Source organism: Novosphingobium sp. UBA1939 (assembly GCF_002336885.1).
Taxonomy (GTDB): Bacteria; Pseudomonadota; Alphaproteobacteria; order Sphingomonadales; family Sphingomonadaceae; genus Novosphingobium.
The window spans coordinates 12,980-39,912 of record NZ_DDFB01000126.1 but is presented as its reverse complement, the minus strand read 5'-3'; the positions used below and the strand labels follow the sequence as shown (position 1 = coordinate 39,912).

General features: G+C 63.9%; 26 protein-coding genes. 15 read left to right on the top strand and 11 right to left on the bottom strand.

Annotated features, from left to right (window positions below; genetic code table 11):
* The first annotated feature begins 164 nt into the window (after positions 1 to 164).
* The 4 genes from B3547_RS16925 to B3547_RS16910 all read left to right on the top strand — a co-directional run bounded on the left by B3547_RS16925 (position 165) and on the right by B3547_RS16910 (position 4,846).
* Positions 165 to 1,193, top strand: a complete 1,029-nt coding sequence (locus tag B3547_RS16925; RefSeq protein WP_292964942.1) for a TAXI family TRAP transporter solute-binding subunit — start codon at positions 165 to 167, stop codon at positions 1,191 to 1,193.
* Positions 1,194 to 1,279: 86 nt separating this feature from the next.
* A complete protein-coding gene (locus tag B3547_RS16920) occupies positions 1,280 to 1,897 on the top strand; it encodes a hypothetical protein (protein WP_292964940.1) in 618 nt (205 codons plus the stop codon).
* A gap of 50 nt (positions 1,898 to 1,947) precedes the next feature.
* Complete coding sequence (locus tag B3547_RS16915) at positions 1,948 to 3,327, top strand: MFS transporter (RefSeq protein ID WP_292964937.1); 1,380 nt, start codon at positions 1,948 to 1,950, stop codon at positions 3,325 to 3,327.
* A gap of 22 nt (positions 3,328 to 3,349) precedes the next feature.
* The gene (locus B3547_RS16910) at positions 3,350 to 4,846 is read left to right on the top strand and encodes a carboxylesterase/lipase family protein (RefSeq protein WP_292964934.1); all 1,497 of its coding nucleotides are present in this window, start codon (positions 3,350 to 3,352) and stop codon (positions 4,844 to 4,846) included.
* Here B3547_RS16910 and B3547_RS16905 read toward each other — a convergent pair.
* The 7 genes from B3547_RS16905 to B3547_RS16875 all read right to left on the bottom strand — a co-directional run bounded on the left by B3547_RS16905 (position 4,843) and on the right by B3547_RS16875 (position 13,752).
* Positions 4,843 to 6,006, bottom strand: a complete 1,164-nt coding sequence (locus B3547_RS16905; protein WP_292964931.1) for a hypothetical protein — start codon at positions 6,004 to 6,006, stop codon at positions 4,843 to 4,845. The genes B3547_RS16910 and B3547_RS16905 overlap by 4 nt on opposite strands.
* A 44-nt stretch (positions 6,007 to 6,050) precedes the next feature.
* Positions 6,051 to 6,647 (bottom strand): hypothetical protein, encoded by a 597-nt coding sequence (locus tag B3547_RS16900; RefSeq protein ID WP_292964928.1) that lies wholly within the window; start codon positions 6,645 to 6,647, stop codon positions 6,051 to 6,053.
* Positions 6,648 to 6,668: 21 nt separating this feature from the next.
* Positions 6,669 to 9,458 (bottom strand): TonB-dependent receptor plug domain-containing protein, encoded by a 2,790-nt coding sequence (locus B3547_RS16895; protein ID WP_292964925.1) that lies wholly within the window; start codon positions 9,456 to 9,458, stop codon positions 6,669 to 6,671.
* Positions 9,459 to 9,795: 337 nt separating this feature from the next.
* Positions 9,796 to 10,407, bottom strand: coding sequence for a hypothetical protein (locus B3547_RS16890; RefSeq protein ID WP_292964922.1), 612 nt, complete (start codon positions 10,405 to 10,407; stop codon positions 9,796 to 9,798).
* 149 nt (positions 10,408 to 10,556) lie between these two features.
* Positions 10,557 to 12,182 carry a tannase/feruloyl esterase family alpha/beta hydrolase gene (locus B3547_RS16885; RefSeq protein WP_292964919.1) on the bottom strand — a complete coding sequence of 542 codons (1,626 nt, stop codon included), beginning with the start codon at positions 12,180 to 12,182 and terminating at the stop codon, positions 10,557 to 10,559.
* 47 nt (positions 12,183 to 12,229) lie between these two features.
* On the bottom strand, positions 12,230 to 13,045 hold the full coding sequence (locus B3547_RS16880; protein ID WP_292964916.1) for an alpha/beta hydrolase-fold protein: 816 nt from the start codon (positions 13,043 to 13,045) through the stop codon (positions 12,230 to 12,232).
* A gap of 92 nt (positions 13,046 to 13,137) precedes the next feature.
* The gene (locus B3547_RS16875) at positions 13,138 to 13,752 is read right to left on the bottom strand and encodes a hypothetical protein (protein WP_292964913.1); all 615 of its coding nucleotides are present in this window, start codon (positions 13,750 to 13,752) and stop codon (positions 13,138 to 13,140) included.
* On the opposite strand from B3547_RS16875, the gene B3547_RS16870 reads away from it, so the two are divergent.
* Positions 13,743 to 14,780 carry an MBL fold metallo-hydrolase gene (locus B3547_RS16870; protein WP_292964910.1) on the top strand — a complete coding sequence of 346 codons (1,038 nt, stop codon included), beginning with the start codon at positions 13,743 to 13,745 and terminating at the stop codon, positions 14,778 to 14,780. The genes B3547_RS16875 and B3547_RS16870 overlap by 10 nt on opposite strands.
* On the opposite strand, the gene B3547_RS16865 is transcribed toward B3547_RS16870, so the two are convergent.
* Positions 14,777 to 15,064, bottom strand: coding sequence for a YciI family protein (locus tag B3547_RS16865; protein ID WP_292964908.1), 288 nt, complete (start codon positions 15,062 to 15,064; stop codon positions 14,777 to 14,779). The genes B3547_RS16870 and B3547_RS16865 overlap by 4 nt on opposite strands.
* 3 nt (positions 15,065 to 15,067) lie before the next feature.
* Entirely contained in the window at positions 15,068 to 16,510 is a 1,443-nt protein-coding gene (locus B3547_RS16860; protein WP_292964906.1) for a Rieske 2Fe-2S domain-containing protein, read from the bottom strand.
* Positions 16,511 to 16,531: 21 nt separating this feature from the next.
* Between B3547_RS16860 and B3547_RS16855 the strand changes: the two genes are divergently transcribed.
* Complete coding sequence (locus tag B3547_RS16855) at positions 16,532 to 16,708, top strand: hypothetical protein (RefSeq protein WP_292964904.1); 177 nt, start codon at positions 16,532 to 16,534, stop codon at positions 16,706 to 16,708.
* A gap of 37 nt (positions 16,709 to 16,745) precedes the next feature.
* Here B3547_RS16855 and B3547_RS16850 read toward each other — a convergent pair whose 3' ends face one another.
* On the bottom strand, positions 16,746 to 17,768 hold the full coding sequence (locus tag B3547_RS16850; RefSeq protein WP_292964902.1) for a protocatechuate 3,4-dioxygenase: 1,023 nt from the start codon (positions 17,766 to 17,768) through the stop codon (positions 16,746 to 16,748).
* Positions 17,769 to 17,889: 121 nt separating this feature from the next.
* On the opposite strand from B3547_RS16850, the gene B3547_RS16845 reads away from it, so the two are divergent.
* From B3547_RS16845 to B3547_RS16805, 9 genes are all read left to right on the top strand, one after another.
* On the top strand, positions 17,890 to 19,116 hold the full coding sequence (locus B3547_RS16845) for an acyl-CoA dehydrogenase family protein (RefSeq protein ID WP_292964900.1): 1,227 nt from the start codon (positions 17,890 to 17,892) through the stop codon (positions 19,114 to 19,116).
* Positions 19,117 to 19,144: 28 nt separating this feature from the next.
* Entirely contained in the window at positions 19,145 to 19,594 is a 450-nt protein-coding gene (locus B3547_RS16840; protein WP_125953492.1) for a hypothetical protein, read from the top strand.
* The gene (locus tag B3547_RS16835; protein WP_292964895.1) at positions 19,591 to 19,824 is read left to right on the top strand and encodes a hypothetical protein; all 234 of its coding nucleotides are present in this window, start codon (positions 19,591 to 19,593) and stop codon (positions 19,822 to 19,824) included. The genes B3547_RS16840 and B3547_RS16835 overlap by 4 nt, the downstream gene beginning before the upstream one ends.
* 43 nt (positions 19,825 to 19,867) lie before the next feature.
* Positions 19,868 to 21,307 carry an MFS transporter gene (locus B3547_RS16830; protein ID WP_292964892.1) on the top strand — a complete coding sequence of 480 codons (1,440 nt, stop codon included), beginning with the start codon at positions 19,868 to 19,870 and terminating at the stop codon, positions 21,305 to 21,307.
* 2 nt (positions 21,308 to 21,309) lie between these two features.
* Positions 21,310 to 22,110, top strand: a complete 801-nt coding sequence (locus B3547_RS16825) for an amidohydrolase family protein (protein WP_292965012.1) — start codon at positions 21,310 to 21,312, stop codon at positions 22,108 to 22,110.
* A 37-nt stretch (positions 22,111 to 22,147) separates the two neighbouring features.
* Entirely contained in the window at positions 22,148 to 23,332 is a 1,185-nt protein-coding gene (locus B3547_RS16820) for a WD40/YVTN/BNR-like repeat-containing protein (protein WP_292964889.1), read from the top strand.
* Between the two features lie 125 nt (positions 23,333 to 23,457).
* Positions 23,458 to 24,366 carry an amidohydrolase family protein gene (locus B3547_RS16815; protein WP_292964886.1) on the top strand — a complete coding sequence of 303 codons (909 nt, stop codon included), beginning with the start codon at positions 23,458 to 23,460 and terminating at the stop codon, positions 24,364 to 24,366.
* Entirely contained in the window at positions 24,363 to 25,472 is a 1,110-nt protein-coding gene (locus tag B3547_RS16810) for a zinc-dependent alcohol dehydrogenase (RefSeq protein ID WP_292964883.1), read from the top strand. Before B3547_RS16815 ends, B3547_RS16810 begins: the two co-directional genes overlap by 4 nt.
* 158 nt (positions 25,473 to 25,630) lie before the next feature.
* Complete coding sequence (locus B3547_RS16805; protein ID WP_199558047.1) at positions 25,631 to 26,245, top strand: GntR family transcriptional regulator; 615 nt, start codon at positions 25,631 to 25,633, stop codon at positions 26,243 to 26,245.
* Between the two features lie 28 nt (positions 26,246 to 26,273).
* On the opposite strand, the gene B3547_RS16800 is transcribed toward B3547_RS16805, so the two are convergent.
* On the bottom strand, positions 26,274 to 26,933 hold the full coding sequence (locus tag B3547_RS16800; RefSeq protein WP_292964879.1) for an RraA family protein: 660 nt from the start codon (positions 26,931 to 26,933) through the stop codon (positions 26,274 to 26,276).

The following is a 26,933-nucleotide window of genomic DNA, read 5'->3' as shown; positions in this document are numbered from 1 at the left end:
ATAGTATACACTTTTGGAGTTGATGTGGTAGGCTGCCGCGCAGCGCGATCAACGCGCGCGCATCATGGTGGCCAAGGCCCGGCACAGGGCAATCTGGGAGAGAACGCTTGGTACGGACACTGTTGACCGCACTTGCGCTATGGATTGCCGCCGCGACGCCGGTCGTGACACTTCATGCCGCTGAGGTCGGCCCCGGAGTGGGCCAGACCGAGGATGTCGGCGCCACAGGCTACGCTACAAAGCGGCTGGTGCTGGCCTCCGCCTGTTCCGAAGCCTGCCCCTGGGGCGAACTGGGCGAATTTTTGCGCGATGCGGTCCGGCCCGACGGTTACGAGATCATCCTGTGTCGCAATTGCAACCGCACCGAAGGGCCAAGGCTGGTCGCCAACGCGGCCTTGCCACCCCCGCTGGTCGAAGACGACCTGCGCCACGGAACGACCCGGCGCATCAATGCCCATGTCGACTTCGGCATTACCGAGGCGTCGATGCTGGGTTGGGCCTATCGTGGCCAATATATCTACGCCAAGGACGGTCCCTATACCGGACTGCGCCTGATCGCGCGGATCGAGGACCCGACCTATCTGCTGGTGGCGGTCAAGCCGCAACTCGGCATTTCCAGCCTCGCCGAAATCCGGGCGCGCAAGCTGCCGGTTCGGATCATCACCGATTTCCAGCCGAGCGTCATGCCGGTGCTGGATTATTACGGGATCGACCGGAAAAGCCTGGAAAGCTGGGGCGGCTCGCTGGTGGGCACCAAGGATATCACCGCGGCAACGCCGTTCGACGTGGTGATATCAAGCCTTGCCAGCCCGGCGAACAATCCCGAATCCGCATTCTGGACCACGCTTACCGTCGCGCATGACCTCAAGTTCCTGGACCTGGATACCGCGCTGATCGATCAGCTGGTCGATAAGGCGGACATGGTGCGAACCACCGCGCGCTGGGGCCTGTTGCGCGGGGTCGATCGCGCGATCACCACCGCTGGACGCTCCGGCGAGGTGGTATTCGCGCGCGCCGACATGCCCGACGATATTGCGTACGCCATTGCCCGAGCGATCGATCACCAGCGCGGCGAGCTCAAATGGTTCGTACGGCCCTATTCGATCGATCCGCTGACCGTTGGCAACGGTCGCGGCGTACCGCTCCATGGCGGGGCGGCGCGCTACTACCGGGAAAAGCACTACCTCGACTGAAGCCGGAGCCGGACCGAGGCGGACACGAGCCCCCTCCTCGCCCCCGCCCAACAGGTTGCGCCCGACCGGGCACGAAAGGACAAGCGATGCCGCTATCCAATAGTTTCAAGGTTCCTGCCGCGATTACCGGGGCGATTGCCGTGTATATTCTGGCCGTCGACAAGTTCGATACCTTCATGTTCTTTGGCTTGCCCGTGCTGGCCGGCATCGTGGCGGCGCTGGTGCTGCGCGGGATAGACCCGGTGCGCACCAACGCCGATCACGTAACCGATGCCTTGCGCGTCTATTACGGCCTGCATCTGATCTGGTCTTCGTCGCGCTACTGGTTTGCCGGCGGCCAGCCGGTGATCCCGCATCCGATCGGCGGTCCGTTCATTGAATCGCTGGTCGCGATGGGCCTGTTCCCCGGCATCAAGGCGATGGAAGGGGTGATCGGGCTTGTGCTGCTAAGCAACCGCTTCGTTCCGCTCGCGCTCGTGCTGGAAATGCCGACCTCCTTCACGGTGTTCTATCTCAACACCTTCATCACCGCCGCGCCGCGCCAGCTTATCACCGGACCGCTGGAACTGGGCGTGAACTGCCTGCTGCTGCTGGCCTACTTCCGCTACTACCAGCCCTTTCTGGTCGCCCGCGCCTATGCCGCTCCGCCGCGGTTTCTGGCGGTCAGCGCGATCGATGCCCCCAAGGGCCTGGGTCCGAGCTGATCGCCGAGGCACAGCACAAATCCGAACCACCTTGCACGGAAAGAACGCACATGCCGCCGCATACCGAAATTCCCGGCACCGCCAGTCTGGCTGGCGCGGTGGAAACGCGCGATCTGGCGCAATTGGTCGACGAAGCGCCGTGGAGCACCTACCAGAAATGGCTGCTGGGCTGCTTCGCGCTGGTGTTCGCGGTCGATGGCCTGGCCAACCAGTCGCTGGGCATCGCCCTGCCGGCGTTGATCGCGGACTGGGGCGGCGCCCGCGCCGCCTTCGCGCCCGTGGCCGCGTCCAACCTTGCCGGCGTGGCGCTGGGCTCGATTCTGGGCGGGCTTATCGGCGATCGCATCGGACGCCGCTGGGCTTTGATTTCCGCCATTTTCCTGTTCGGTTTGATGACGGCTGCCGGCGGCCTGACGCACAGCGTTACCCAACTGATCCTGGTACGCTTTATCGACGGCGTCGGCATCGGGGCCGCCATCCCCAACGGCGCGGCGCTGATTTCCGAATTCACACCGGCCAGCCGCCGGGGACGAGCCATCGCCATCGGCATGGTGTTCATCCCCATCGGCGGCATCCTGGCCGGCATGCTGGGGGCCGGCGTGCTGCAGATGCTGGGCTGGCAGGCGATGTTCTTCATTTCCGGCGCCCTGCCCATGCTGCTGGCGCTGGCATTCATCCGCTTTCTACCGGAATCGCCCGGCTTTCTGCTGCGCGCCGGGCGGCCCGAGGTTGTGGCGCGGGTGCTGGGGCGATGCGGCATCCAGCTCGATGCGCGGCAGGTCTATTCCACCCCGCCCGGCCACGCCTCGCTGGCCGGCCCGCTGGGCACGCTCCTCGCCCCCGCTTTCCGGCGCCAGACGCTGCTGCTGTGGGGCGGCTTTTTCACCTGTCTCATGGCCTCCTACACCATCTTCAGCTGGGTGCCGACCATGTTGCACACGCTGGGTTTTGACCTGACGCTGACCAGCCTTGGCATCACCACATTCCATATCGGTGGCGCGGTGGGCGCGTTGTTCAGCGGGGTGCTGGTCGACCGCAAGGGCTTCAGCTCCGCGCATATGACGCTGGCGGCGGCGGCGGCCGTGGTCGCGATGGTGATGGCCGTGATGCTGCATCAGAACATCACCATCGCGCTGCTGGTCCTGCCGATGATCCTGACGCTCGGTTTCTGCATGGCCGGACTGCACAACACGCTCTACACGCTGGCGGCGGAAACCTATCCCACTGCCGCGCGCGCGACCGGCGTCGGCACGGCATCGGCCACGGGGCGGCTGGGCGCGGTACTCAGTTCCTATACGGGCGTCATCTCGCTGGATATCGGCGGATCGGGCGCGTTCTTCGGCGTGATCGCCATTCTGCTGGCGCTGTGCGGACTGGCTGGTCTGGCCGCGCGCAAGCACACCGCCCCCGGCCCGATCGCTACAGCCTGATCCCCTCATGCGGAGAACACACATGCCGCGCACTGGCCGTCTCGCTATCCCATCCGTTGCGGCGCTGGCGGCACTCGCGTTTGCGAGTGCCCCGGCCGCCGCACAAACCGGTACGCCAACACCGCGCGTCACAGTGCGGGAAGGCGCGCTTGCAGGCGTGGCGGAAAGCGGCATTCGGCGTTTTCTCGGCATCCCCTATGCCGCGCCGCCAGTGGGCGACCTGCGGTGGAAGGCGCCCCGACCGGCCGCCCCATGGCGCGGCGTGCGGCGCGCCGACGCGTTCGGCCCAATGTGCGCGCAAGTGCAGTTCCCCGGCGCCCCACCCAAGCGCATGAGCGAAGATTGCCTGACGCTCAACGTCTGGGCACCCGCGCAACGGCGCGGCCGCCTGCCCGTTATGGTCTGGATTCATGGCGGCGGCTATATGTTCGGTAGCGGCAGCGAACCGCAGTTCGATGGCACCGCGCTCGCCAAAAAGGGCGTGGTGCTGGTCACGCTCAACTATCGGCTGGGGCCGCTTGGCTTCCTCGCCCATCCCGATCTCACCAGCGAGGCGCCCTATCGCTCCTCCGGCAACTATGGCATCCTCGATCAGATCGCTGCCTTGCGCTGGGTCCGCCGCAACATCGCGGCCTTTGGCGGCGATGCCGGCAATATCACGATCTTCGGGGAATCCGCCGGCAGCGGCTCGGTCAACATACTGCAGGCCTCGCCCCTGGCGCATGGCCTGTTCGACAAGGCGATCGGGGAAAGCACATCGCAGTTCGATCCCGACGGCGGGCTGATCGGCCGGCAGGACCGGGCATCGGCAGAGCGCTATGGCGCGGCCTTTGCCGCGAAACTGGGCGCGAGCTCGATCGCGCAATTGCGCAAGAAACCGGCGGACGAGATCCTGCGTGGCGCGCCGTTCTTCTGGCCCACCGAACGCGACGGCTACGTCCTGCCCGATCTGGTCTACAACATCTTCGCGGCGGGCAAGCAGAACGATGTGCCCACGCTGGTCGGGTCCAATTCCGACGAAGGCTCCACCCTGAAGATGAAATGGGTAACCCCCGGCCCCGGCAATCAGACGCAGTATGACAGCGTCTATGGCGACGTGGCCGATCCACTGCGCCAGTCCGCCACCGACGCCGTCCAGTGGCAAATGCGCGCCTGGGCACAGCTGCAAGCCAGGACCGGCAAATCCGGATCATGGCTCTACTGGTTCGATCAGCCGTGGCCCGCCCAGGTGGAAAAGGGCGCGTTCCATGGCGCGGAGATCGTATACGTGTTCCAGAATCTTCGCGCCGAAAGCCAGCCCTGGACCGCGCGCGACCGGGCGCTATCCGATCTTATGTCCAGCTATTGGGTGAATTTTGCGCGGCGCGGCGATCCCAATGGCGCAGGCCTGCCGCATTGGCCGGGTTACCGCGCCGCCAATCCGCAACTGATGCGCCTTGCACCCGTGCCCGGCGTAATCGGCACCCCGCGCGAGGCGGCGCAACGCTTCCTCGATGCCTATTTCGACGCGCGCCGCTAAAGCCCTTTGGCGCGCAGCAAGCGCGCGATCAAACCGGCGATTTCGGCGTTGTTGGTTTCGGTCGGGAAGCCGTGGGTGTTACCGGTTATGCCGTGCTGATCAAGCTGGACATGCTGCACCGGCACACCGCCCCAGCGCAGGAAGGCAACCGTGCAATGATCATAGGCGGCGTGATAGGATGACCCGCCTGTGACGACCACAACCGGAATGTGCGCAAGGTTGGTGATCGTGCGCCGCTGGCCCTGCGGCAGCCAGCAGCCGATCCGGTCAGGTCCTTCCGGCGCCGCGCGTACCAGCGCACCGAAATCAGCGGCGCCGGCCACCGGCGGCGAGAAGCGGATCGGCGCATAGGTCAGTCCGAACGGCCGTGCCACCGGGTCCCCCGGCTGCCCCAGCGGCGGCGCATTGTAGAACGGAGGGCCGTTCGGCTCCGCCGCGATGATCGCTTTCACCAGTGCCGGGCGCGCATCGGCGATCTGCCAGCCCGTGGTGCCGGCGCGTGAATGGGTAACCAGAATGGCCGGGCCGATCCGGTCCAGCAAAGCCGCCCCGGCCTCGCGATCGATCCCGTCCACCCGGCTGCTGATCGCCAGCGGATCACCCGGCGCGCCGAACGGCACCTCGATGGTCGATTGCCGGCCGCGCACTATCTGTTCGTAGGCGGGATCGCCGGGCTGGAGCTTGCCGGGAAAGCGGGTGGCGGGTCTGGCCGCAGGCGGCGCTTCCCCGCCCGTGCGTTTCGGCAGCGCGGTCGGCGGCGGCAGCATCGGCCCGTCCACCGCGTCAAAATGCGCCGACCGCCCCAGTGTCGGCCTGTCCACGACGTAGACGGCATAGCCCTTGCGCAGGAACAGCGTGGCCCAGCCCTCGCGCCCGTCGGGCGTGCTCCAGAATCCCGCTCCGGTCGAGGCGCCGCCGTGAACGAACACGAGCGGATAGCGGTGGGTGCGGCGTGCCGGGATCTGGTATTCGACATACATGGCATCGGCCATGACCTTGCCCGATGGGGTCTCCGCCTCATGCCCGCCGACGTAGAAGTTGCCCTGCTCGGCAATCACCAGTGGCGGCCTGGCAGGCGCCCGATTGCTCTTGGCAAAGGCCCGGCCGCCGACAAGCCCCAGCGCCACCGCGACGGTGACCAAACCATGGAACCTGCTCATGGAACTCCCTTTGCAGCTGTTGAGGGACGCACTTTCGTCGCCTGTCAGTGTCGCAAGACCAGGCTTATCGCGGTGATCGCGGTGGCAGCGGCAAGGCCGGTCAGCGCGGCCAAGAGCTGGCGTGCCGGGGGCAAGCGCGATGCGTCGAAGGTATCCGCTCCGCCGCCACCACCCAGCGAAGGCTTCCCGGCCGAGACCGCCAGCATCGGGCGATAGCGATCGAGATGGCCCACGGACATGATGGCGTTGAGCGTGATGATCACCACCGCCACCCCGATCCCGAACGGCTTGCCATGCCCGCTGGTAACAAAGGCGATCATCAGCGTGATCGGCCATGCCGCGACGATCGCCAGCGCGGCAAGGCAATCGGCCAGCAAGGCGAGGCCGATCGCGATTTCCAGCGCCTTCACGATGGCCATCACGCCGGATGAGGCAAGCGCGGGTACCAGCCCCGGCCCCGGCTGGATCGATTTGTCGGCATAGAACGCAAGCCAGTAGTTCAACCCGTGGAACAGGAACCAGCCGCCGTAGAGAAACTGGCAGGCGTAAGCGATCCCGGTGAACGCCCTGCGCCCACCGGGATCGCCTGTTTCGGCTGCCAGGGCTTCCGCCGATCGATCATCGTGGCCGCGATGGATCATGGGAAGAGCCCCGCAAATGCCTCAGTAGAACTTCTTCGAGAGCTGCAGCGAGACAAACCGCCCCAGCGAGCTGGAATAGGATGGGTCGAACCGGATCGGCGTGCCGCCGGAATTCACCACCAGCGGCGGCGTTGCATCGAACAGGTTTTGCGCGCTCAACGATATTGCCAGGCCGTTCGACCAGCCGGAATCGCTATCCTTGAACTTGTAGCGCAGGTTGAGGTCGAAGGTCGTGTAGGAACCGATGTTGCGATAGCTGTCTGGCACCGCTGCTGGCAGGAAATCGCGCGTAATCGTGCGCGAATTCACGAAATTGATAAAGGCCGTGCCCGAAAATCCGCCCTTGTCGACGCCCAGTTCGATCTTGCCGGTGAAGCGCGCCGGATAGCCGAAATGGTTGACCTCATTCTTGAGCACCGCGCCAGGAATGGGCGCGGTCTTGTAGCGGAACGTATAGTTTGCCTGCGCTCCGATACGGAAATCGGCGAAATTGCCGGGAATGTCGTAAAGGAAGTTGAAGTCGATGCCATCGGTCTTGACGACGCCGCTGTTGTTGCGGCGCGCATCGACGATCGCGATCAGGGTCGTCGGATCGACCACGCCCAGGACCGGCAGCCCGGGATCGCTGGTCAGCTGGTTCCAGTAGGCGACATACTGCGCCAGCGTCATCTTCGACTTGGTGGGGAAGTATACCGGGTTGTACACCACGAAACTATCGTAGAGGCCCGAATTGAGCACTGCGCCGATCGGCGCGTTATAGGCTGCCGTATCCACCTTATCGGTGTAAACGATGTTGTAGTACGTCACCCCGAGGTGGACGTTCTTGACCAATTCAGGTGAAACATCGAACCCGATCGACCATGTCTTGGCCTTTTCCGGCTTCAAGTCGGCATTGCCGCCGATCGGATAGGCATACTGGAACGAGCCATTCGCCGGGCTGAGCCCGACCGCGGCGCCGGTGGCGTTACGCGGCAGGAAACCGGCGGTCGCATACTTGTTGACGTCGACCAGTGTCGGCGCGCGGAACGAGGTGCCATAGCTGCCATGGAAGGTCAGCCCGCCCACCGGCGAATAGTTCACCCCGATCTTGGGATTGGTGGTGTGGCCAACATCGCTGTAGTGGTCGTACCGGACCGCGACGTCCAGTTCGAGCCGGGCGATCCCGGGCATCGCGTTGCCCGATCCGACAAGAGGCACGAACAGTTCGGCATAGCCCGATTTGACGTCGCGCTTGTTCGACGTGGGAACGCCGGTGGCGATACCGACATTGTCGGTACGGGTGTTTGATACCTGGCCGGTCCCCGACAGGAAATCGTGGTGCAGTTCGCCGCCGAGAGCCACGCGTACGCTACCACCGCCGATATCGAAGAGGCTGCCGCCAATGTTCGCCGAACCACCGGTCAGCTTGTAGGTGGAACCCAGCTTCGTATAGGCTCGGAACAGGTCGAGCGTTGCGGGCGAATTGCACGTCGATGCGCTGGAATCGCAGAACGGATTGAAGAAATCGACGCCGGCAGGCTTGGTGGTGCCGGCAACCGTTGCGCCCAGGGCGCGGTTGAGGCCGCTGGTGTTGAGCTGGTTATCGACACGGTTGGAGCCGACATCGGTGCTGTAATATCCGCTGAGGTTCGCGCTCCAGCCGTGCCCGAGCTTGAATTCCAGGCCCCCGGAAATGGACCAGATCTCTTCATAGCCGGCATTCGTCGCCGGCCCGAGCGCGTTCAGGAAGTTGTATGGCACCAGCACGTTGCCGTTGGCCGGGCAATCCAGTGTCGCGCTGTTATCGGCCTTGCCGGCGAAGCACGGGCTATAGGGGTTGGTGTTGGGCACCGTCAGCGTCGCGGTCGAGGCGACGCCCTTCAGGACATAGCTGTGCCGCGAATAGAAGCCATCGGCGCTGAACGTGATCGAATCGCCCAGGTGCTGACGGAATGTGCCGACGACGGCGTGGCGTTCCCCGCTGGGCACCGCATCGGCGCCTTTCCAGGCATTCTGGCGATTGGTCGTCGTGCTCAGCTGCCCCAGCGTGATCCCGCCCGTGGTTCCGGCGGGAATGCCATAGGCCGTACCGTTGGCCGTGAACTGGACGTTGGCCGGGCTGGAAAAGATCGGATTGGCGCCCCCACCATAGGGTGAAAGATCGCTGTTGAACAATTCGGGACGGTCGTCCGCCTCCAGCGCGGTGCGCTTCTGGTATTCATAGGCCAGGAAGAAGCCACCGGTATCCCATTTGCGGCCCGCCGCGATCGACCCGATATATTCCTGCACCGAATTCGCCAGGCCGACGCGGAACTGCGCCTCGAGCGTGTTTTCCGGCTGGCGGGTAATATAGTTGACCACGCCGCCGATCGCGTCGGAGCCATAAATGGCCGAGCCGCCATCGGCCACGACCTCGATCCGCTCCACGGCGATACCGGGGATATTGTCGGCATCGAACAGCTGACCGTTGGGGCCCTGCGGGGCCACACGATGCCCGTTGACCAGGCTGAGCGTCGAGGCAGTGCCCAGACCGCGCAGATTGATCGATTTGGCAAAGAATGAATTGAGCGACGTGTTCTGGATGACCGAACCACCGAGTTGGTCGTTGGAACCACCAAAATTGATGACTTGCGGAATCTTGCGCAACGCATCGTTGGTCGTGCCGCCGCCCAGCTTTTCAATGTCCTCGCGGCCGATCGGAATCAACGCCGAACCCACCGGGTTGATGCCTTTGATGCGCGTGCCGGTGACGACGATATTCGGCTCGTCCTTCGCCACATCGGCAGGCTTGTCCGCCGTGTCGTTGTCTTGCGCGAAAGCGGGTGCGGACACCAGCGCGAGCGCTACCAGCGAAGTCGATATGGACAACCGGGACGCGGCAGCCGGACGGACTGAAAACTTCCTCGCAATCATCACCTTCTCCCTCAACCAACCCCGGTCTTTTGCCAGGCAATCGAACACCGAAGCAGTGGTCACCAACTCGGTATCTTAAAATAAATACTATTTTGGTATACTCTCGAGTTCACCACCCGTCAAGACAACCGTTGCTGCGCGTGACGGGAGCGACATCGATAATTTTTCGTAATTTCAGCACATTAAAGTATGATACAAATATTCGTGAGCAACGACTGCGCTCTGACAGGCGGAGATTTTCAACGCCGCCGGCCCATCATCGCGGCCTGTCGCCCGCCGGCGAAACCCCCGCCTTGCCACCAAACAGCGCAGGCGGTGCAACCGGAGGCCGCATGGCCAGCATCGGCCGGTAACTCTGATAATAGGCCAGCATCAGCGCCAGGTTGACGCCGAGTTCCGGCGGTCCGGTAAGCACGCCGCTCAGCCGCGCCGTAACGAACGTGTTCAGATAGAAGATCGTTACCGCCGTCGGCATTTCCAGCACGAGCGCCAGCGGCACGAACCGGTTCGACAGCAACAGCAGCGCGACGATGCCCTCGATGGTCTTGATCGCGGGGAAAGCCCCCATCGCCACCAGCGATGCGACAAAGGGGCCGCCGATCGGGTGGTGGATCACCGGCTGCATGTCGGTGCTCCAATAGCGCACCGAAGACCACAGCAGATGGCCGCCCATATAGATCCGCAGCACGTCGGCGATCTGCTCCGCCGTGGTCCGCCCGACGTTGCGCCGCGAATTGTACGCCGCAACCAGAACGCCCGCGATCAGCGGCAGGCCGAAGAACAGAAACGAATCGAAACTCAGCAGATTGAAGGCCAGGCCGGCGATCACCAGGATCAGGCCCGCCGCCAGCTTCGCGCCGTTACCCATAAGCCCATCCCCTCCGCCACCGCTCGATCGCGCCGCGGCCCGCAGGTGGATCATTCCCGCCGCCTGCCGTGCGTTGATAGGATCAGCCGCCTTATCGTGTCAATATTTGATATACTATTTTGCATATTATTCTATGGGACGGAAAAGGATCAATCCACCGGCGGTTTGCCGCCGATGATGTCCGCCCCCAGCCAATCGAAATGATCGTCGGGCACGCGCGGCGGGGGCGCCGCGCGGAAACTGTCCGCCGCGTTGATATCCCCCCGCCCCACATATTGCGCCCGCGCCGGATAGGGATAGACCGGGCGGCGGCGCGTCGTTCCATCAGCCAGCGCGGCGGTGCCTACCACCGCTCCGGGCGATGTTCCGCGCTCCACCCAGTTCACAACGGGGCCAAGCATGTCGTGCTGATAGGCGATATAGCCGCCGGTGCAGTGGTATACGGCCGGAAGCATATAGACCCGCATGAAAGGATCAGTCCCGGCAAAGCCGCCCATGGCATCACGCACGCGCTGATAATAATCGAGCAGCAGATAGGATCCGCCGGCGTTGTCGGCTTCACCCTGCCACATGATCAGCTTTCCCCCACCCGCCTTGAACGCGGACAGATCGGGACCATTGGCGTTATAGTATCCGCCCGCGCGCAACAGATCCTTCAGCGCCGCTTCATCGGGCTGCCAGCTGCGCCAGTCGAAATCCTGATTCGACCGACCGCCATAGATCATGAACTTGATCTGATTTGCCGCGAGGGCGTGACCGTTGACGAGGAAACTGCCCGGCCCGGTCCACAGCAGTTCCGAACCATAGGGTTCGCCCCCGAAAAACAGCGCCCGCCCTGCCCTGTCCACCGGGCCGCGATAGAGCTTGCGGATCACATCGGCCTGCTGCGGGCTGATGCAGCCCGAAGTGACACCGGGCTTGCAGACCAATTGCCCGGGATCGAAACGGCAAGCTCTTGGATTGTCGATTTGCCCGTCTTTCAGTCCATCGAGCCCGTCGCACGCCGCAATCACCGCGTCGTGCAAGAGGCTGGTCACGTGCGGTGTCAGGACCGGCTTGCCGGCGGCATCCTGCGCCACCTGCGATTCATGGATGATCCGCACGACCCCGGCGGTGATCCACAGGGCAGGCGCGCCGGCGACGATGCCGTCGAAATCGTCCGGAAAGCGCTGCGCCTCCATCATCGCTTCGCGGCCACCGTTCGAACAACCCAGAAAATAGGAATACTGCGGTGGGCGCCCATAATAGACGGAAAGGATCTGCTTGCTCGCCAGCGCCACGACATGCGCGGCACGGTAAGCGAAATCCTCACGCAGTTGTGGCGCATAGGCCGCCCACAACGTGTCGAACGGTTCGGGGCCGACGTGGCCGGAATTGTTGAAGCTGACCGCAAAAGCACCGCCAAACGCCTGCCGGTTATCACAGCTTGGCAGAACGTGATCATAGATCACCCCGCACGCACCGCCGCAGCCGCCCTGCAGATAGCGCCCGGTATAGGTTCTGGTCGGCAGGTGCAGTTCGAACTGAATCTGCGGCGCAATCATGCCCTTGACCAGGCAGAACTCCTGCCCGCCATCGCGTGTCTGCACCTGGGCCGAGGAAATCCGGGTTGGCGCGCCAGCTATGCCCAGGAAGTCATGGCTCGCCAGATCGCCGCAGGCCATGACCGGCGGAATGGCTGGCCGTTCCGGCAACGGCATATAGACAGCGGCGGGCACGGATTGCGCCAACACCGGGCCGCTGCCAACCACCATGGCCCAGAGCGTGCAGATCATGGTGGCCAGATGCCGGGCGGCCGCAAGTTGCCTGGCGGCGCGGCACCTCACCGTCGCCGCCCGCTGCAACGATGCGCCGCGAAGAAATCGAAGGTTTCGGGCAGATAGCGGACCCAGGCATCGCCATGCGTGCCATCGGGCACCAGATGCATGCGCGCCCTGACCCCGGCCGCGCGGGCGCGGGCGGCAAGCCGCTGCGTGTCTGCCGACTTGGCAAGCGTATCGCGGCCACCATGCACGAACAGCACACCGCCGATCGAGCGCAGGCGTTCGACCGGATAGCCCGGCCAGGGCGGACCATCGCTGGCGGAGATCGCGCACCATTTTTCGGGAAAGCTGCGGGCCAGATGCAGCACGCCGGTCATGCCCATCGAATTCCCCATCACATAGACGCGGGCGGGATTGATCCGGTAATCCGCCATTGCCCGGTCGATCACATGCAGCACATCGGCCTGCGCCAGCGCGGATTCGGCCTGGGGAGTCATCGCGCGCGGCGCGGCGCGGGCGGGCAGCGCCGAAGGCAGCGGCAGGTTCGCGCCATAGTCCGCCATGCCATTGTAGCCATTCGGCGCGACGATCACGAAGCCGTGCCTGTCGGCCTCGCGCTGCAGCGCCCCGCCGGCATCGTCAAAGGGAGACGCGGCGGTGGCGGCATAGCCATGCAGCACCACCACCATGGGCGCGGCGGCGTCTGCCTTCCAGCCGCCGGGCAAATAGACGCGGTAAGGCACCTTTTCGCCCGGCCTTTCAGGCATTTCATACGTCAGTTGCAGTTCCCGGCCGGGCAAAGACGGCGATGCCGCCTGCGCTTCGCCCGCGGCCCGGTCCGGCGGGCCTATTGTGGCAAGAAGTGCCAGTGCCAACCCGCAGCCAGCGGGACCAAAACGGCGGTATTGCCTTGTCTCAACCATCGCGGTCTCAACCATCGCGCGGCTCCCGAAAACAGGCCTTGGCCCTAGAGTTTGATCATTCCCGCAAACAGCCACAGGTTGAACGTCTGCAACGCCAGGCCCACCCAGCCAAAGGCGAAGAATATCCTGCGCTGCCAGCGGCCCATCGGCGGCTGCATCGCCGGCGCCAGGTCAAGCATGGCCCCTGGCACGGGCAGCGGTGCCCGCCACGCCAGGGCGGGCCGATAGTATCCGAAGTAGCACCACATCAGCCAGAGATGCGGCAGCAGCACGCAAAGCCCGCCGACGATCATGTCGGCAATCGCCGCCAGCAGAGCCGGAGTGGTCTCCGCGCCATTGATCCAGCGCCAGATGTCATCCAGAATCAGGGCATCGAGCATGAAGGTCAGGAACGCGACCGGCAGCGCCACGGCCAGCATCGCCGGAACGCCACGGTTGGCCAGCAGCGACAATCCGAAGGCAACTTCCACGATCTTCGCCGACTGGAACATCCAGCCGGTCTTGATCATTTCCACCACCACCGCATGCTTGATCGGCAGATCGGGAGGCATGTTCAGGTGCGGCAGCATCGGAATGAACCCGAAAAACCAGTTCAGCCCGCTGTGCAGATAGAAGATTCCCAGCACCATGCGGGCCGCGAACACCATCCTTGCCTGCATGGATCGCTCTCCTCGCGCCCGGCTGCGTTCCCCGAGCCGTCGTGCTTGACGGCCTTCACAGTCCGAATCATGTTGACACCAATGCTTTAAGCGGGCCTCTATTGTTAGGCAATTATGTAGTATTATATTTCATGCAAATCCAAACGCTGGCCCAAACACTGGGGCGCCTGACGGTGCGCAAGGTTGTGGAAATGGAAAGCGGCCTGCCCCTGCCGGCCATGTTCCCCGCCGTGAATTCCGCCGATCTTGCGACGATGGCTCGCTGGTGGCGCGATCCCGCTTTCACGAGCGAGCCAGCCGGATCGACGCTGATGCTGAGCATGCACAGCTATGTGATCAGCCTGGACGGCGCCAACGTGCTGATCGATGCCTGCAACGGGAACTGCAAGCAGCGCAGCCTGCCGTTCATAAACATGCTGGATACCCCTTATATGGGGAATCTGGAGGCGGCCGGCGTGTCGCCCGAAGAGATCGATCTGGTTTTGTGCACCCATCTGCATTTCGATCACGTGGGCTGGAATACGCGGTTGGAGAATGGCCGCTGGGTGCCCACCTTTCCCAATGCACGGTATATCTTCGGCAAGCGCGATTACGAACATTGGGCGAGCCAGCACGAGGACGCGCTGCACCGCGAAGCATTTATCGATTCCGTTTTGCCGGTGGTGGAGGCTGGCCTTGCCGAGATCATTGATGTCGAAAGCGAAACACCCGTGTTCCAGGCGATCGGCGATGGCATCTGGCTGGAACCGGCCTTTGGCCACTCCCCCGGCTGCTGCGTGATCCATGCCCAGGCGGGCGGCGCGAAGGCCCTGTTCTGGGGCGATGTGATCCATCACCCGATCCAGCTGGTACGCCCGGAGCTGCCACTGATGTTCGACCATGACCCGGCGCTGGCGGCGACGGTCCGCCAGGCGCTGCTGAACCGCGTCGCCGATACCGACACGATGTGCTTTCCGGCGCATTTTCGCGGCAATTCGGCCGGCTATGTGCGCCGAGATGGCAGCCGCTTCCGCTATGATTTCGTTTAGCCCGGCGGCCGCATAGCGGCGATGCGGTAGGCGCGGACCGATACCAGTTGCAGCACCTCGGCCGCAACATAGGGATCGGCATTCGCCAGCGCTTCCGCCGCCGCCCGATCCGGTGCGTCGATAATCACCACGCTGCCAGCCGGCTGCCCGCCATCGTCCAGCAGTGGCCCCGCCAACCGCAAGGCATCGCCCAGCCCCTTGCGGTAGGCGATGTGATCGGGCCGCAAGGCTTCGCGCTGGGCAGCCTTGCCTGTTTCGGCATATTCGACCAGGAAATGCGCCACCGGTCAGGCCGCCGCATCAACCGGTTGCAGGTTCTCGGCCAACGGCTGAATATCCTGCCACTTCCGCTCGGGCTCGAAAAAGAAGGTTTCGGCGGTGATCTGGTTCCAGTCGAACGATCCCTGCGCCGCCTCGGGCACTTCGCCCGTGGCCATCATGTGCTTGACCGACCGCAGCATCATCCGGCGGAAAGCGACCACCGCCATGTCCGAACGGCCCAGATGCTCCTTGGTGCGATCGGCAATCTTGCCCATGGTTTCGCTGACCGCGTGATCCTGCAAGGCAATGCCGACAATGCCGGACATGTTGCTGGTACGCATCATTTCGCGGTCCTGATTGTACCAGACATCGATGCCGTTGGTCTTGAAGAAGTGCTCGTCATGCGGCGTGTTCGCCTCGGTCATGCGGTGGGCGCGATCGATCGTCTGGCCGGGATCGTAGAAAAACTGGATATGCCAGGTCGAATAATCGTCGCGCGGCACGAAGGCATTGACCAACCGGCGGTTCCGGCGAAATTCCGGTGCACGCGGCCCGTCGGGCGGGATGAAGGTGTAAAACGGCATCGGCACCTGGGTCATCCGGCCGTTCTTGAGATTTTCATCGGCATTGCGAACCGCGCAATAGCGCATCCCATAGCGGGTAAATTCCACCTCCAGCTTGGGCCGCAGGTCCTTTTCATGCGGCCACTTGGCCGGCTGATCCCACGCGCTTTCCCGGTGGAGAATCCCCGCATGCGACGAATCCACCGCGCCTTCCAGCGCCTGTGAATAGTTGCATTCGTAGATGACCTTGAACGCTTCGCAGCTGCCCTTGGGCATGTCGAACCAGGGGAAGTGCGGGAAAGCGGGCTCAAGCTCGCTGGGCCCCATATAGGTCCACACCATCCCGCCCGCCACCCGGGTGGGATAGGCCTTTGTCCGCATGGCATTGGCCAGTTTGGAATTCTCGGGCTCCGCTGGCGTATCCACGCATTGGCCAGTGACGTCGAACTTCCAGCCATGGAACAGGCAGCGCAGACCGCATTCGCCGTTGACGCCCAGCGCCAGCGACGTGCCGCGATGCGGACAATGCTCATCCAGCAAGCCGATCCTGCCTTCGCTGTCCATGAACGCGACGAGATCCTCACCGAGTAGCCGTATCCGCACGGGCTTGCCATCGGCGGCAAGCTCGCTTTCCAGCAAAGCCGGCATCCAGAAGCGGCGCATCAACTGCCCCATCGGCGCGTCCGGCCCAACGCGGCAAAGCAATTCGTTATCGTCATGAGAGAGCATTTGACGCATCCACTTTGTTAGACAATAAGATATATTATCTTGCAGTGACTCGAAAGTCACTACCCAATCTGGAGAAAAATCTTGGATCTGGACGATGTGCTTGCGGTTGAAAACTTTTCGGACCTCACCATTCAGGTGCTGGCCGATCGGCTGCAGCGATCGAGAACGGCCGAGCACTGCATCTATCGCGAAAGCGAGTTGGATGAGCTGTGGCGGCTGGTGGACATCGCGGTCAGCTCCGGGGATCGCGATGGCCTGCGCGATCAGGCCAGCCTGATCCGGTTGCGCGGCATTGTTCACCGCGCCCACGATCTGGTGGGCATGGAGGGCGCCCCGGCCGCCGCCGCCGCCACACTGCGCGAGGCGCTGGCGTAAGCCGGCTGGCGCGGCGGGCTGCGGCGCTGGCTCCGGCCTAGCGCCAGCAGACAAAGCCCATGGCGTTGCCGGTGCCGGCTTCGCTGCGATAGCAGGGAATGTAGTCCAGAACTTCCGGCCGCAGCCCGGCCTCGGCCATCGCGCCGGCCACCGGAATCCAGTTCTTCATTTCCGATGTGCCGTCGCGGAACACGGTTTCGCCCATCGCGAACACGGGTTCGAGATCATTGTTCTCCAGCGCCGCCAGAAACGTTCGGTCCACCTCTTCATCGATCACGAAATGGGTCAGCCCGCCGCTGGCGATCAGGGCCACGCGCTGGTCGCTGTCCCACGCGCGAATTGCCTTCAGGATCGACTGGCCAAAATCGAAGCAGCGCCGGGCGCGGGGCTGGTTGGGCGGATAGAAGGTGTTCACGGTCACCATCACGCTGGGGCAGGGATTGTCGCGCATGATCCGGCGGAACACGAAGCCCCAGGCATGGGGCGTCTCCTCCCGCGGAAGGGCCGACATCGCCGCCACATCGAATTCATCCGCGATCGCCACATCGATGATCTTGCGCGCGAGATCGGGGCAACCGCGATAGTCGGCGCCGCCGGCCGGAATATACCCCGGCAGCGAAGCCGCGATGCCGGGCGGCAGCTCCTGCAGCCGCTGCGCGCCGAGTTCGTGATTGAGGATCGTCTCGCCATAATGGACCGCGAAGGCGGGGTTTAGCGTGGTGCGATAGATCTCGTTCTGGTCGTTGCCGACGATCACCGCGACATCGATCCTGGCCTCGGCAAAGATGTCGGCCAGGCGCTCGATATTTGATTGGCAGGCGGCCTGGCGCTGCTCCCAGACCTGTTCGGTGATCTGCTGGTCCAGCCCCTCGCCGGCGCGTGCGGCCACGAGCTGGTCGAAGCTCCAGTCACCGCCTCTCCAAGCGTGGATATTGGCTTTGTCGGCCGGCACCCGGATGCCCCAGCTTTGCGATTCGGTCACCAGCATCGGCCCGTGGCTCGTGCCAATTCCCAGCACCACTTGCGCCATCGATTCCTCTCCCACTCCGGGTTTCGCCATCGGCCGCGATCCACGGCCCCCAATAACGGGGGTTGATGCCGCCTCCAAATTCGGATACTCGTTTGTATAACAATTTTCATCACAGATCAATGTGGGTCTGCCGCGCGAAGGAGAGGGCGTAATGGACATGACAGTGGCGAGCGATCTCAGCATTGCCAGCAAGTGGCCAACGATCGGCTCGCCCGAGGAGGCCATCGCCAAGGTGCGCGCACTGCTTCCGGAAATCGGGCAGGCGGACACCGGAGCGGACAGCAACCGCCGCCTCGATGCCGGCGTGGTGGACCGGATGCGCGCCAGCGGATTGTTCGGCCTGGTCATGCCACGCAATCTGGGCGGTTCGGAACTCGGCTTTGCGGACCTGGTTCGCGTAGCCGCCGAAATCGGTTCGGTATCCGGGTCTGCCGCATGGATTTTCGGCGTGCTGGCAGGCCACAGCTGGCTGATCAACCTGTTTCCCGAGCAGGCGCAGCGCGAGGTGATGGGCGATCCCACCACGCTGATCGGCACGGTGTTCCGGCTGGGCGGCGATGTGGTGGAAGAAGGAGACGGCTATCGCCTGACCGGCGGCAACGGAAAGTTCTGTTCAGGGATCGACTATGCCACCTGGGTGATCATCGGCAATGCCGTGAAGAAGGCGGACGGATCGATGGAACCCCGGTTTTTCGTGGTTCCCAAAACCGACATCGTGGTGATCGACGACTGGCAGACAATGGGTATGCGCGCCACCGGCAGCCGGTCAATCCGGATCGACAGCGCCTTCATCCCGGCCCACCGCAGTTGCAGCCTTGCCGATATGCTGGCCGGATCCACGCCGGGCGCGAAGCACCACAGCGGCGCCGTCTATCGGATGCCGTTTTCCAACATCGCGCCGTTTTCGATCGTCGGCGCGCCGCTGGGCATGGCCAAGGGCATGGTAACGCGCTTTGCCAAGGAACTTGGCGCGAAGCTTAGCGGCGGTTCCCCCGTTGAAGTGGCGGAACAATCGGCGACGCTGGCGCGGATCGCCGAGGTCGATGCGCAGATCGATGCGGCGCTGGCGCTGGTGATCAGCGATGCCGAGATGATCGACCGCGCGATCGAGCCCGACGACATCTCGTTCTTGCAGAGCGCCCGCATTCCGCGCAACTGGGCCTGGGCGGTCCAGCAGGCGCGCCACGCGGCAAACCGCATCTTCGAGGCTTCGGGTGGCACCGCCATCTACGACGACCAGAAAATCCAGCAGTTGTTCCGCGACATAAATGCGGCGGCACAGCATTTTGCATTCACCTGGGATCGCGCCATGACGGCTTACGGCCGGGCGGCGACGGGTCTCAAGCCCGGCGAATTTGCCATTCCCAAGCGCAACTGACCGCAGCGAAGACCGGGGAGCGAACGGAATGTGGCGAAGCATCGAGCATTACGGCGTCACCTTTTGCCGCTTCTATCTGGGCGGTTTCAACCTGGTGTCGGGCCTGAACTACTTCGTGCTGTTCTGGCCGCAACCCAAGATTGCCGAATCCGCGGGCAACGAGTTCGTGATCGCGGCAATGCAGCTCAAGCTGTTCGCCTTCGCCAAAGTGGTCGAAATGCTGGGCGGGCTGTGTCTTGTCACCAACCGTTTCGTGCCGCTGGGTCTGGTCTTGCTGATGCCGGTCACGGTCAACATTTTCCTGGTGAACGTGCCGTGGGCGCCCTTCCCGCACATCCAGCTTTCGGTGACCCGCAATCTGGTGATGCACGGCATCCTGCTCGCCGCCTACGCCAACTACTATTATCCCATGCTGAAATTTCGCAGCGCGCCCCTGCCCGTGTGGCGTGATCCTTCACGCATCGTCAAATCGCTTTGATCGCAGGTGGCGGGATGATGGCAAATTTCAATTTCGCGCTGGATGGCAAGGTTGACCTGTTCAGCCTGAACCCGTTGGAAATGACCAATTTTGAGATGGCGGGCACGATCATCGGCATTGCCGGGGTCTTGCTAAGCATGGCCTTGCGCCGGCGCACCCGGCACCGGCAGCGCCCGCACCTCTTCACCGCCGAACTGGCGGATGAGACAGACGCCGGACACGCGCAATAGCGCTGCTTTCGCGCATGGATCGGAGTATGGGCAGTTGAGGCGGTTGCTGGAACTTAAGAGCCGCAACGCCGTGCTGGTCGCCGCCTCCGCGATGTTCATGGCGCAGCTGGATGGCGCGGTGCTGGTGATCGCCTTGCCCCGGATCGCCCGCGATTTTCACGTGCCGGTGATATCGTTGAGCCTCTCCATCACCATCTATCTTACCATGCTGGTGGCGATGCTGCCCATCAGCGGCTGGTGCGCGGACCGGTTCGGCGCAAAGCGTGTGTTCATGGCGGCCACGCTGGGCTTCGCATTTTTTTCCCTGTGCTGCGCCCTGTCGACCGGCCTTTACAGCTTCGTGCTGGCACGCGCGCTGCAAGGGGCGGCGGCGGCGCTGTTCGCGCCGGTTGGCCGCCTGCTTCTGCTTCGCCAGACGCCAAAGCACGAACTGGTCGACGCGCTGGCGATTACCGCCATGCCGATGTTGATCGCGCCCACGCTGGGGCCATCGCTGGGCGGGTTCATCGTCCAATATGCGCGATGGGAGTATATCTTCCTGCTCAACCTGCCCATATCGGTGCTGCTGTTTCTGGCCACGCGCGCGACTATCCCGCGCATGGAGCCGGAGGCGCCGCGCAAGCTCGATATCGTCGGCGCGATTCTGGTGAGCGGGGCGCTGACCGCGATCCTGACGGGAATCGACCGGCTGGTCATCGGCTTCGACGCCTTGCTGCCATGGGGGCTGATTCTGGGCGGACTGGTGCTGGCCGGCGCGGCCTGGCTCCATCTTGAATCGCACTCCAGCCCGATCCTGACATTCGGCGCCATGCGGAATCCCGGCTTCCGCACCGCGGCGATCGGCGCCGGCGCGGTGGTGCGCCTGCCGGCCCGCGCAATGTTGCTCGGCCTGCCGCTGATGCTGCAACTCGGTTTCGGCTTCAGCCCTTTGTGGGCGGGGGTGATGCTGATCGCCCTCAACGGCGGCGATCTTGTCACCAAGCCCCTGATAAAACCGGCATTTGATCGTTATGGCTATCGGCGGACCACGATCGCTGGCAGCCTTACGGGGCTTGCCGCCCTGGCTTTTATAGCGCTCGCCCGCCCCGGCGCGATGCTCGCCCCGCTGCTGCTCGCCGCACTGACCGTGTGCGGCATTGCCCGCTCCCTGACCTTTACGGCCATGACGTCGCTGTCTTTCTCATCGCTGACCGCATCGACCATGACATCGGGCAACATCATTGCCAGCATATCGATGCAGATTTTCAACGCCCTGGGCGTTTCGATCACGGCGGTGATCCTGAGTGTGCTGGCAAAACTGGGCGGCCGCGCCGAACCGGCCATGATCGACTATCGCCATGCCATGCTGGTGATCGTGCTGATCGGGCTGGCCGCCACCATCCGCTTGCGCAACCAGATACCCGAAGACCTCGCGCCCGCACGCCCAAGGATGCGTGAAGACCCGGAAGAAGCGCGAGAACGAGCGCGAGGAGACCTCGATTGACCGTGATAGATGCCCATTGCCACGCCTCGCCGCTGTGGTTCGAGCCGGTGGAAACGCTCCTGTTCCAGATGGATCGCTGCGGCGTGCACAAGGCGGTGCTCACCCAGATCCTGGGGCAGTTCGACAATGCCTATCAGGAACAATGCGTGGCCAGCTTCCCGGACCGGCTGGCGCATGTCGGCGCGGTGCAGGTGGCGGCGGCCGACGCAGCCGCAAAGGTCGCTGCCCTTACCCGGCGGGGCATGGCCGGGCTCCGGCTCCGCCCGGATGCCCGAAGCCCCGGAGAGGATCCGTTGGCGATCTGGCGCGCCGCTGCCGATGGCGGTCTGGCAATCAGTTGCGGCGGCCCCGCCGCCAGCATCATCAGCGGGGAATTCGCCGCCATCGTCCGCGAATTTGCGGCCATGCCCTTCGCGATCGAACATCTTGGCGGCTGGACCCGACCGGACTGCGATCACAGGCCGCAGGTCTGGCAGGGCATTCTGGCTCTGGCCGATTATCCCAACGTGATCCTGAAAATCCCGGCGCTGGGGCAACTGGCCCCGCGCACGGTAGGGCAGCCTCTGCCCGCGCACGCACCGGTGCTCGATGCGGCCAAGGGGGCGATCCTGATCGAAGCGCTCGACGCGTTCGGGGCGGAAAGGCTGATGTGGGGCAGCGATTTCCCGGTCGTGGCCTCGCGCGAGGGCTACGCCAACGCGCTGAACTGGACCCGCATGCTGTTCGCGGAGCGCAGTTCCGAAGAACGCGAGGCGATCTTTGGCGGCACTGCCGAGCGGATCTTCTTTGCACGTGCCGCTTGAATGAATCACACAATCGTTATACAAAACGATATATTCTATGATCGGAGTGGTTCAGATGGCCGACGCCAAGGAAACGATAATCTGCATCTCGGCGAACGGTAAAACCACTTCGTCCAGCACGCTGGCAGCCCGCCGGATGCTGGTGGCAACGGCCGAGGGTGTGCTCGACTTCCGCCGCGACGGTCCGGGATATCCATGGCACCTGCAAGACGATGTGCTTCTGGCCGGCCAGCATGTCAGCGCCCTGGTTTTCGACGAGAAAAGCGGATTGCTGTTCGCCGCCCTGCATTTCGAGGGCGGGCTGCAGGTCAGCGTGGATGGCGGGAAAACCTGGGAAGCGCGCAACAACGGGCTACAATCGGGCCATGCCTATTCGCTGCTGGTGCAGCATGTCGGCGACCAGATCATCCTCAATCTCGGCACCGAGCCGGTGATGTTCTATCGCAGCTTCGATCTCGGCAAGAGCTGGACCGCCTATCCCGAATGCACGCAGGTGGAAGGCACCGAACACTGGTTTTTCCCGCGATCAGCACCGCATATCAAGCATATCGCCTCTCCGGCCGGCCATCCGGATACGCTCTATATCTGCATCGAACAGGGCGATCTGCTGCGCAGCGAAGATGGAGGCGAAAGCTGGACCTCGATCAATTCGATGGAGCAGCCGGACGACAAGTTCCGCCGCGATCAGCACCGCGTCACCTTTTTTCGGGATAGTGCCGACGAGATATTCCTCACCACCGGCATCGGCGCCTATCACACGGCGGATGCGGGCAAGACCTGGCAGCGTTTGACGGATACGTCGCATCCCTGCGCCTATCCCGATCCGTTTTTCGTGCATCCCACCAAGGACGTGCTGTTCATGGTCGGCGCCGGAATGAACCCGAACCCCAACTGGGGCGCCCAGGGCACGGCCTATCCGAAATTCATGAAAAGCACCGATCACGGCAAGACCTGGGTGAACGCGATGGCCGGCATGGCCGATCCCATCGCCGGCAATCTGGAAGTGGCGGCGATGCACGATTCCGCCGAAGGCGGACTGGAACTCTACACCGGCTCTGCCTGTGGCGAACTTTATGCCAGCTACGACGAGGCCGGCAGCTGGACACTGGTGTCGGATACCCTGCCCGCCATGTCGAAAGGCCCGCATTTCCGGCATTTTCTCCCGCCCGAAAAGCGCGAAGCCTATGAAGAGAAACTGAAGGCCATGAACGCCTTCGCGTGATCGGCAGACGATGCGCAGGGACCAGAACCTGGACGCGGTCGTCCTCGCGGCGGCACAGCTGAAAAGGCACTATTCATGACAAACCGGGCAATCCGCGCGGCGCAGCCTGTGGTGGCCGCCGCCCTATGATCGACAGCCACGCTCACCTTATTTCCGGCGATACGGCGCGATACCCTCCTTCGCCGCCCAGCGGCGTGATCAACGACGCGGATTTCGAAGATCCGATGACCATCGAGCGTCTCGCCAGCGAGATGGACGCGGCCGGCGTCGACAAGGCCGTGCTGGTGCAACGCGGATCGATCTACGGCTTTGACAGCAGCTATGTCTGCGATAGCGCCGCACGTTTCCCGGATCGGTTTGCCGCGGTCTGCTCGATCGATGCCAGCCAGCCCGATGCCGCCGAACAGGTGTATTATTGGGTGCGCGACCGTGGCGCGGTGGGCATTCGGCTGATGGAACTGGTCAGGGGGAGCGGCCTTGGCTGGCTGGATGCCGCTACCGGCCGGGATGCCTGCGCCGCGGCGCGCGATCTTGACGTACCGGTATGCGTGCATTTGTTCCCGTGGAACCGCATGGACGGGCTGGCCCGGCTTGCCGCGCTCTTGACCGACCTGCCCGGCCTGACCGTGGTGATCGATCATCTGGGAGCAATCGACTGCAGCGCCGCGCCGCCTGATTATGGCGTGGACGAACTGATGGCCAGCATCGCCCGTTTCAGCGGCGCGCACGTGAAATTCACCACCATTCCGCTGGGCCGGCTGGAACAGACCGGGATAGACGTGAAGCCGATCATCCGGCGGGTGATGGACCTGTTCGGCGCAAGCCGGATGATGTGGGGTTCCGATATCACCCAGTCCGCGGGCACTTATGCCTACATGACCGCGCTGGCGCATGCGTCGGTTGCGGGGCTTTCATCGGCCGAACAGGACAGTCTGCTGGGCGGCACCGCCGGCCAGCTCTATGGGCGCAACTGGTCGGCCGGCCTCGGTAGCCCCCGATTCCCGCCCGTTTCACCGAAGGTCGAGCCAAGATGACAGCAACAGTGCGCGCCGCCGTCAAAACCGGCATCGAGAACACGGAAATTCTGGAATTTCCCGTTCCCCGCGTCGGAGATAACGACGGACTGTTGCGGGTGGAGGCATCGGGTGTGGGCGGCAGCGACCCCGAAATGTACCGCCGGGAAAACACCGCGCCCTGCGTCATGGGCCACGAAGTTGTGGGCACCGTCTCCGAAGTGGGCGCCGCCGCCGCCACGCGATGGGGCGTGAAACCCGGCGACCGCATTGCCCTGCACGAATATCTCCCCTGCTGGCACTGCCACTGGTGCCGCCAGGGGGATTTCCGGCTGTGCATGGAAGCCGATTTCTTCAACGTGAAGGACCGGTTCAACACCTTGCGCTATGGCACGTGCAACGCCGACATCGCACCGCATCTCTGGGGCGGCTTTGCCGAGCACATGTATCTTGCCCCCAACGCGGTCATCCACCGGATTCCCCCGCAGATGTCCGCGCGGCACGCCACCATGGCCGTGCCGTTGGGCAATGGCGTGCAATGGGCGGTGTTCGATGGCGGGGCGGGGATCGGCAAGACCGTGCTGGTCTTCGGACCGGGCCAGCAGGGCCTGAGCTGCGCCTTGGCGGCCAAGGTGGCGGGGGCCATGACGGTGATCATCGCCGGCATGTCGCGCGACCGGGCGCGGCTCGATCTGGCGCTGGAGCTGGGCGCGGATATTTCGGTGGATGTCGAACAGGAAGACCTGGCGGGGATCGTCATGCGGGCCACCGGCGGTGCCGGAGTGGATGTGGTGGTGGACACCACCGGCGATCCCGACGGGCGCATCGCCGAACAAGCCGTATCGCTTGCCGCGAAGGGCGCCTGGCTCAGCCTGAACGGGTTGGGGGCATCGGTGCCGCTCGGCGAGGTAAAGAAGCGCTATCTGACGGTCCGCGCGCCGCGTGGCCACAGCTATCGCGCCGTGCAAACCGCGCTCGATATCGTGGCAAGCGGGCGCTGGCCGATCGAAAAGCTGTGCAGCCATGATTTCCCGCTGGCGCTGGTGCACGATGCCATTCTCGCAACCGCCGGACGCGGAACGGAGGGTGCCATCCATGTCACGGTGAGCCCGCACCGCGAAGGGTGAACGAAGCCGCGAGAGCGGCCGGCGGACAGGGGTTGGCGCAGCGGGCTGCATGATCCGTCTCGCGTTGCGCGCCGCGGCCGCCTAAGGTGTCGCTTGGCCTGCTTTTGGATTTTGAACTGGATGGCGGATTGATGCTGAGCGACGAATTGAACGGATCCTTGCCAACCGCTGTTGCCGACGAACTTCGCGCCTTGATCGTGCGCGGTACCTTGCTGCCCGGCGAACATCTCGGCCAAAGCCAGCTGGCCGACCGTTTCGGCCGCAGCAAGGTTCCCATCCGCGAAGCGCTCAAGCTGCTCGCGACCGAGGGCTTCCTGCTGCACGATCAAAATCGCGGATATTTCGTCGCGCCGCTGGAACTGGAAGAAGCGCGCCAGCTCTACAAGCTGCGCCGCTGGCTGGAAACACAACTGCTCACGACGGCGGAATGGCCGGATGCGGCCAAGATCGCGGAATTGCGCGCACAGTTTGACCGGGTGGACGCTCTTGACCAGGTCCGCGATTTCAATGAGTGGGCCAAGGCGCTGGAAAACATGCGTTATGCGCTGTTCGATCTATCGCCCCAGAAGGTGCTTTTGCGCGAAGCCACCCGTCTGTGGCGCCTGACCGATCGCTATCGCGCGCTCATGCCGCGCACCTTCGGCGAAAGCCCCGAACGCAAATTGATCGATGCGCTGGCCGCCCGCGATCGCGCGGCGCTGATTGCGGACTATCTCGCCACGCGGGCATCGATCGAGGCGGCACTGGAGCTGGTGTTCCAGTCCGACGAATAGTGCCGGGCGGCGCGCCTGCGGGCAGGCGCTATTCCGCCCGGCGCGTTTGCAGCGAATGGTACTTGAACTGGCGGCGGGCTTCGTCCAGCCGCATTCCGCCGCGACATGCCGCACGGATACGCTCTTCGGCGGCGGAAATCTCTTCCGCGGCATCCAGCACGGCGTCTTCGTGCGCTTGTGGCAGGACCAGCACCCCATCCGCATCGCCGCGCATGATATCGCCCGGCGCCACCCGCGCGCCGCCGATATTGACCACGCATTCCATCTGTTCCACCTGCACCCGGTCCTTGCCCGTCCGCATCCAGTGGCCCTTGCTGAACACCGGGTAGCCGAGCGTGCGGCACAGCGCGACATCGCGGCTGATCCCGTCGATCACGGTGGCGGCGATCCCGCGCCGGTGCGCAATCTCGGTCAGGATATCGCCCCAGATGGTGGCATCTTCCCGGCCGCCATTGTCGATCACCACCACGCTGCCGGCAGGGATATCGTCGATATAGTCGCCGACGGTTCCCGGCGGGTTCGCCGCCGGCCCACACCGCATGGTATAGGCGCGCCCGGCCATCTCGAACGAGGGGTCACGACCGGAAATCCGATAGCACTGGCCCACGATACCCAGCCGGTCGAGCGCGTCTGACAATGTGGCCGTGTCAAGCGCGAGAGCCCGTGCGACGTTGCGATCCTCTACCAT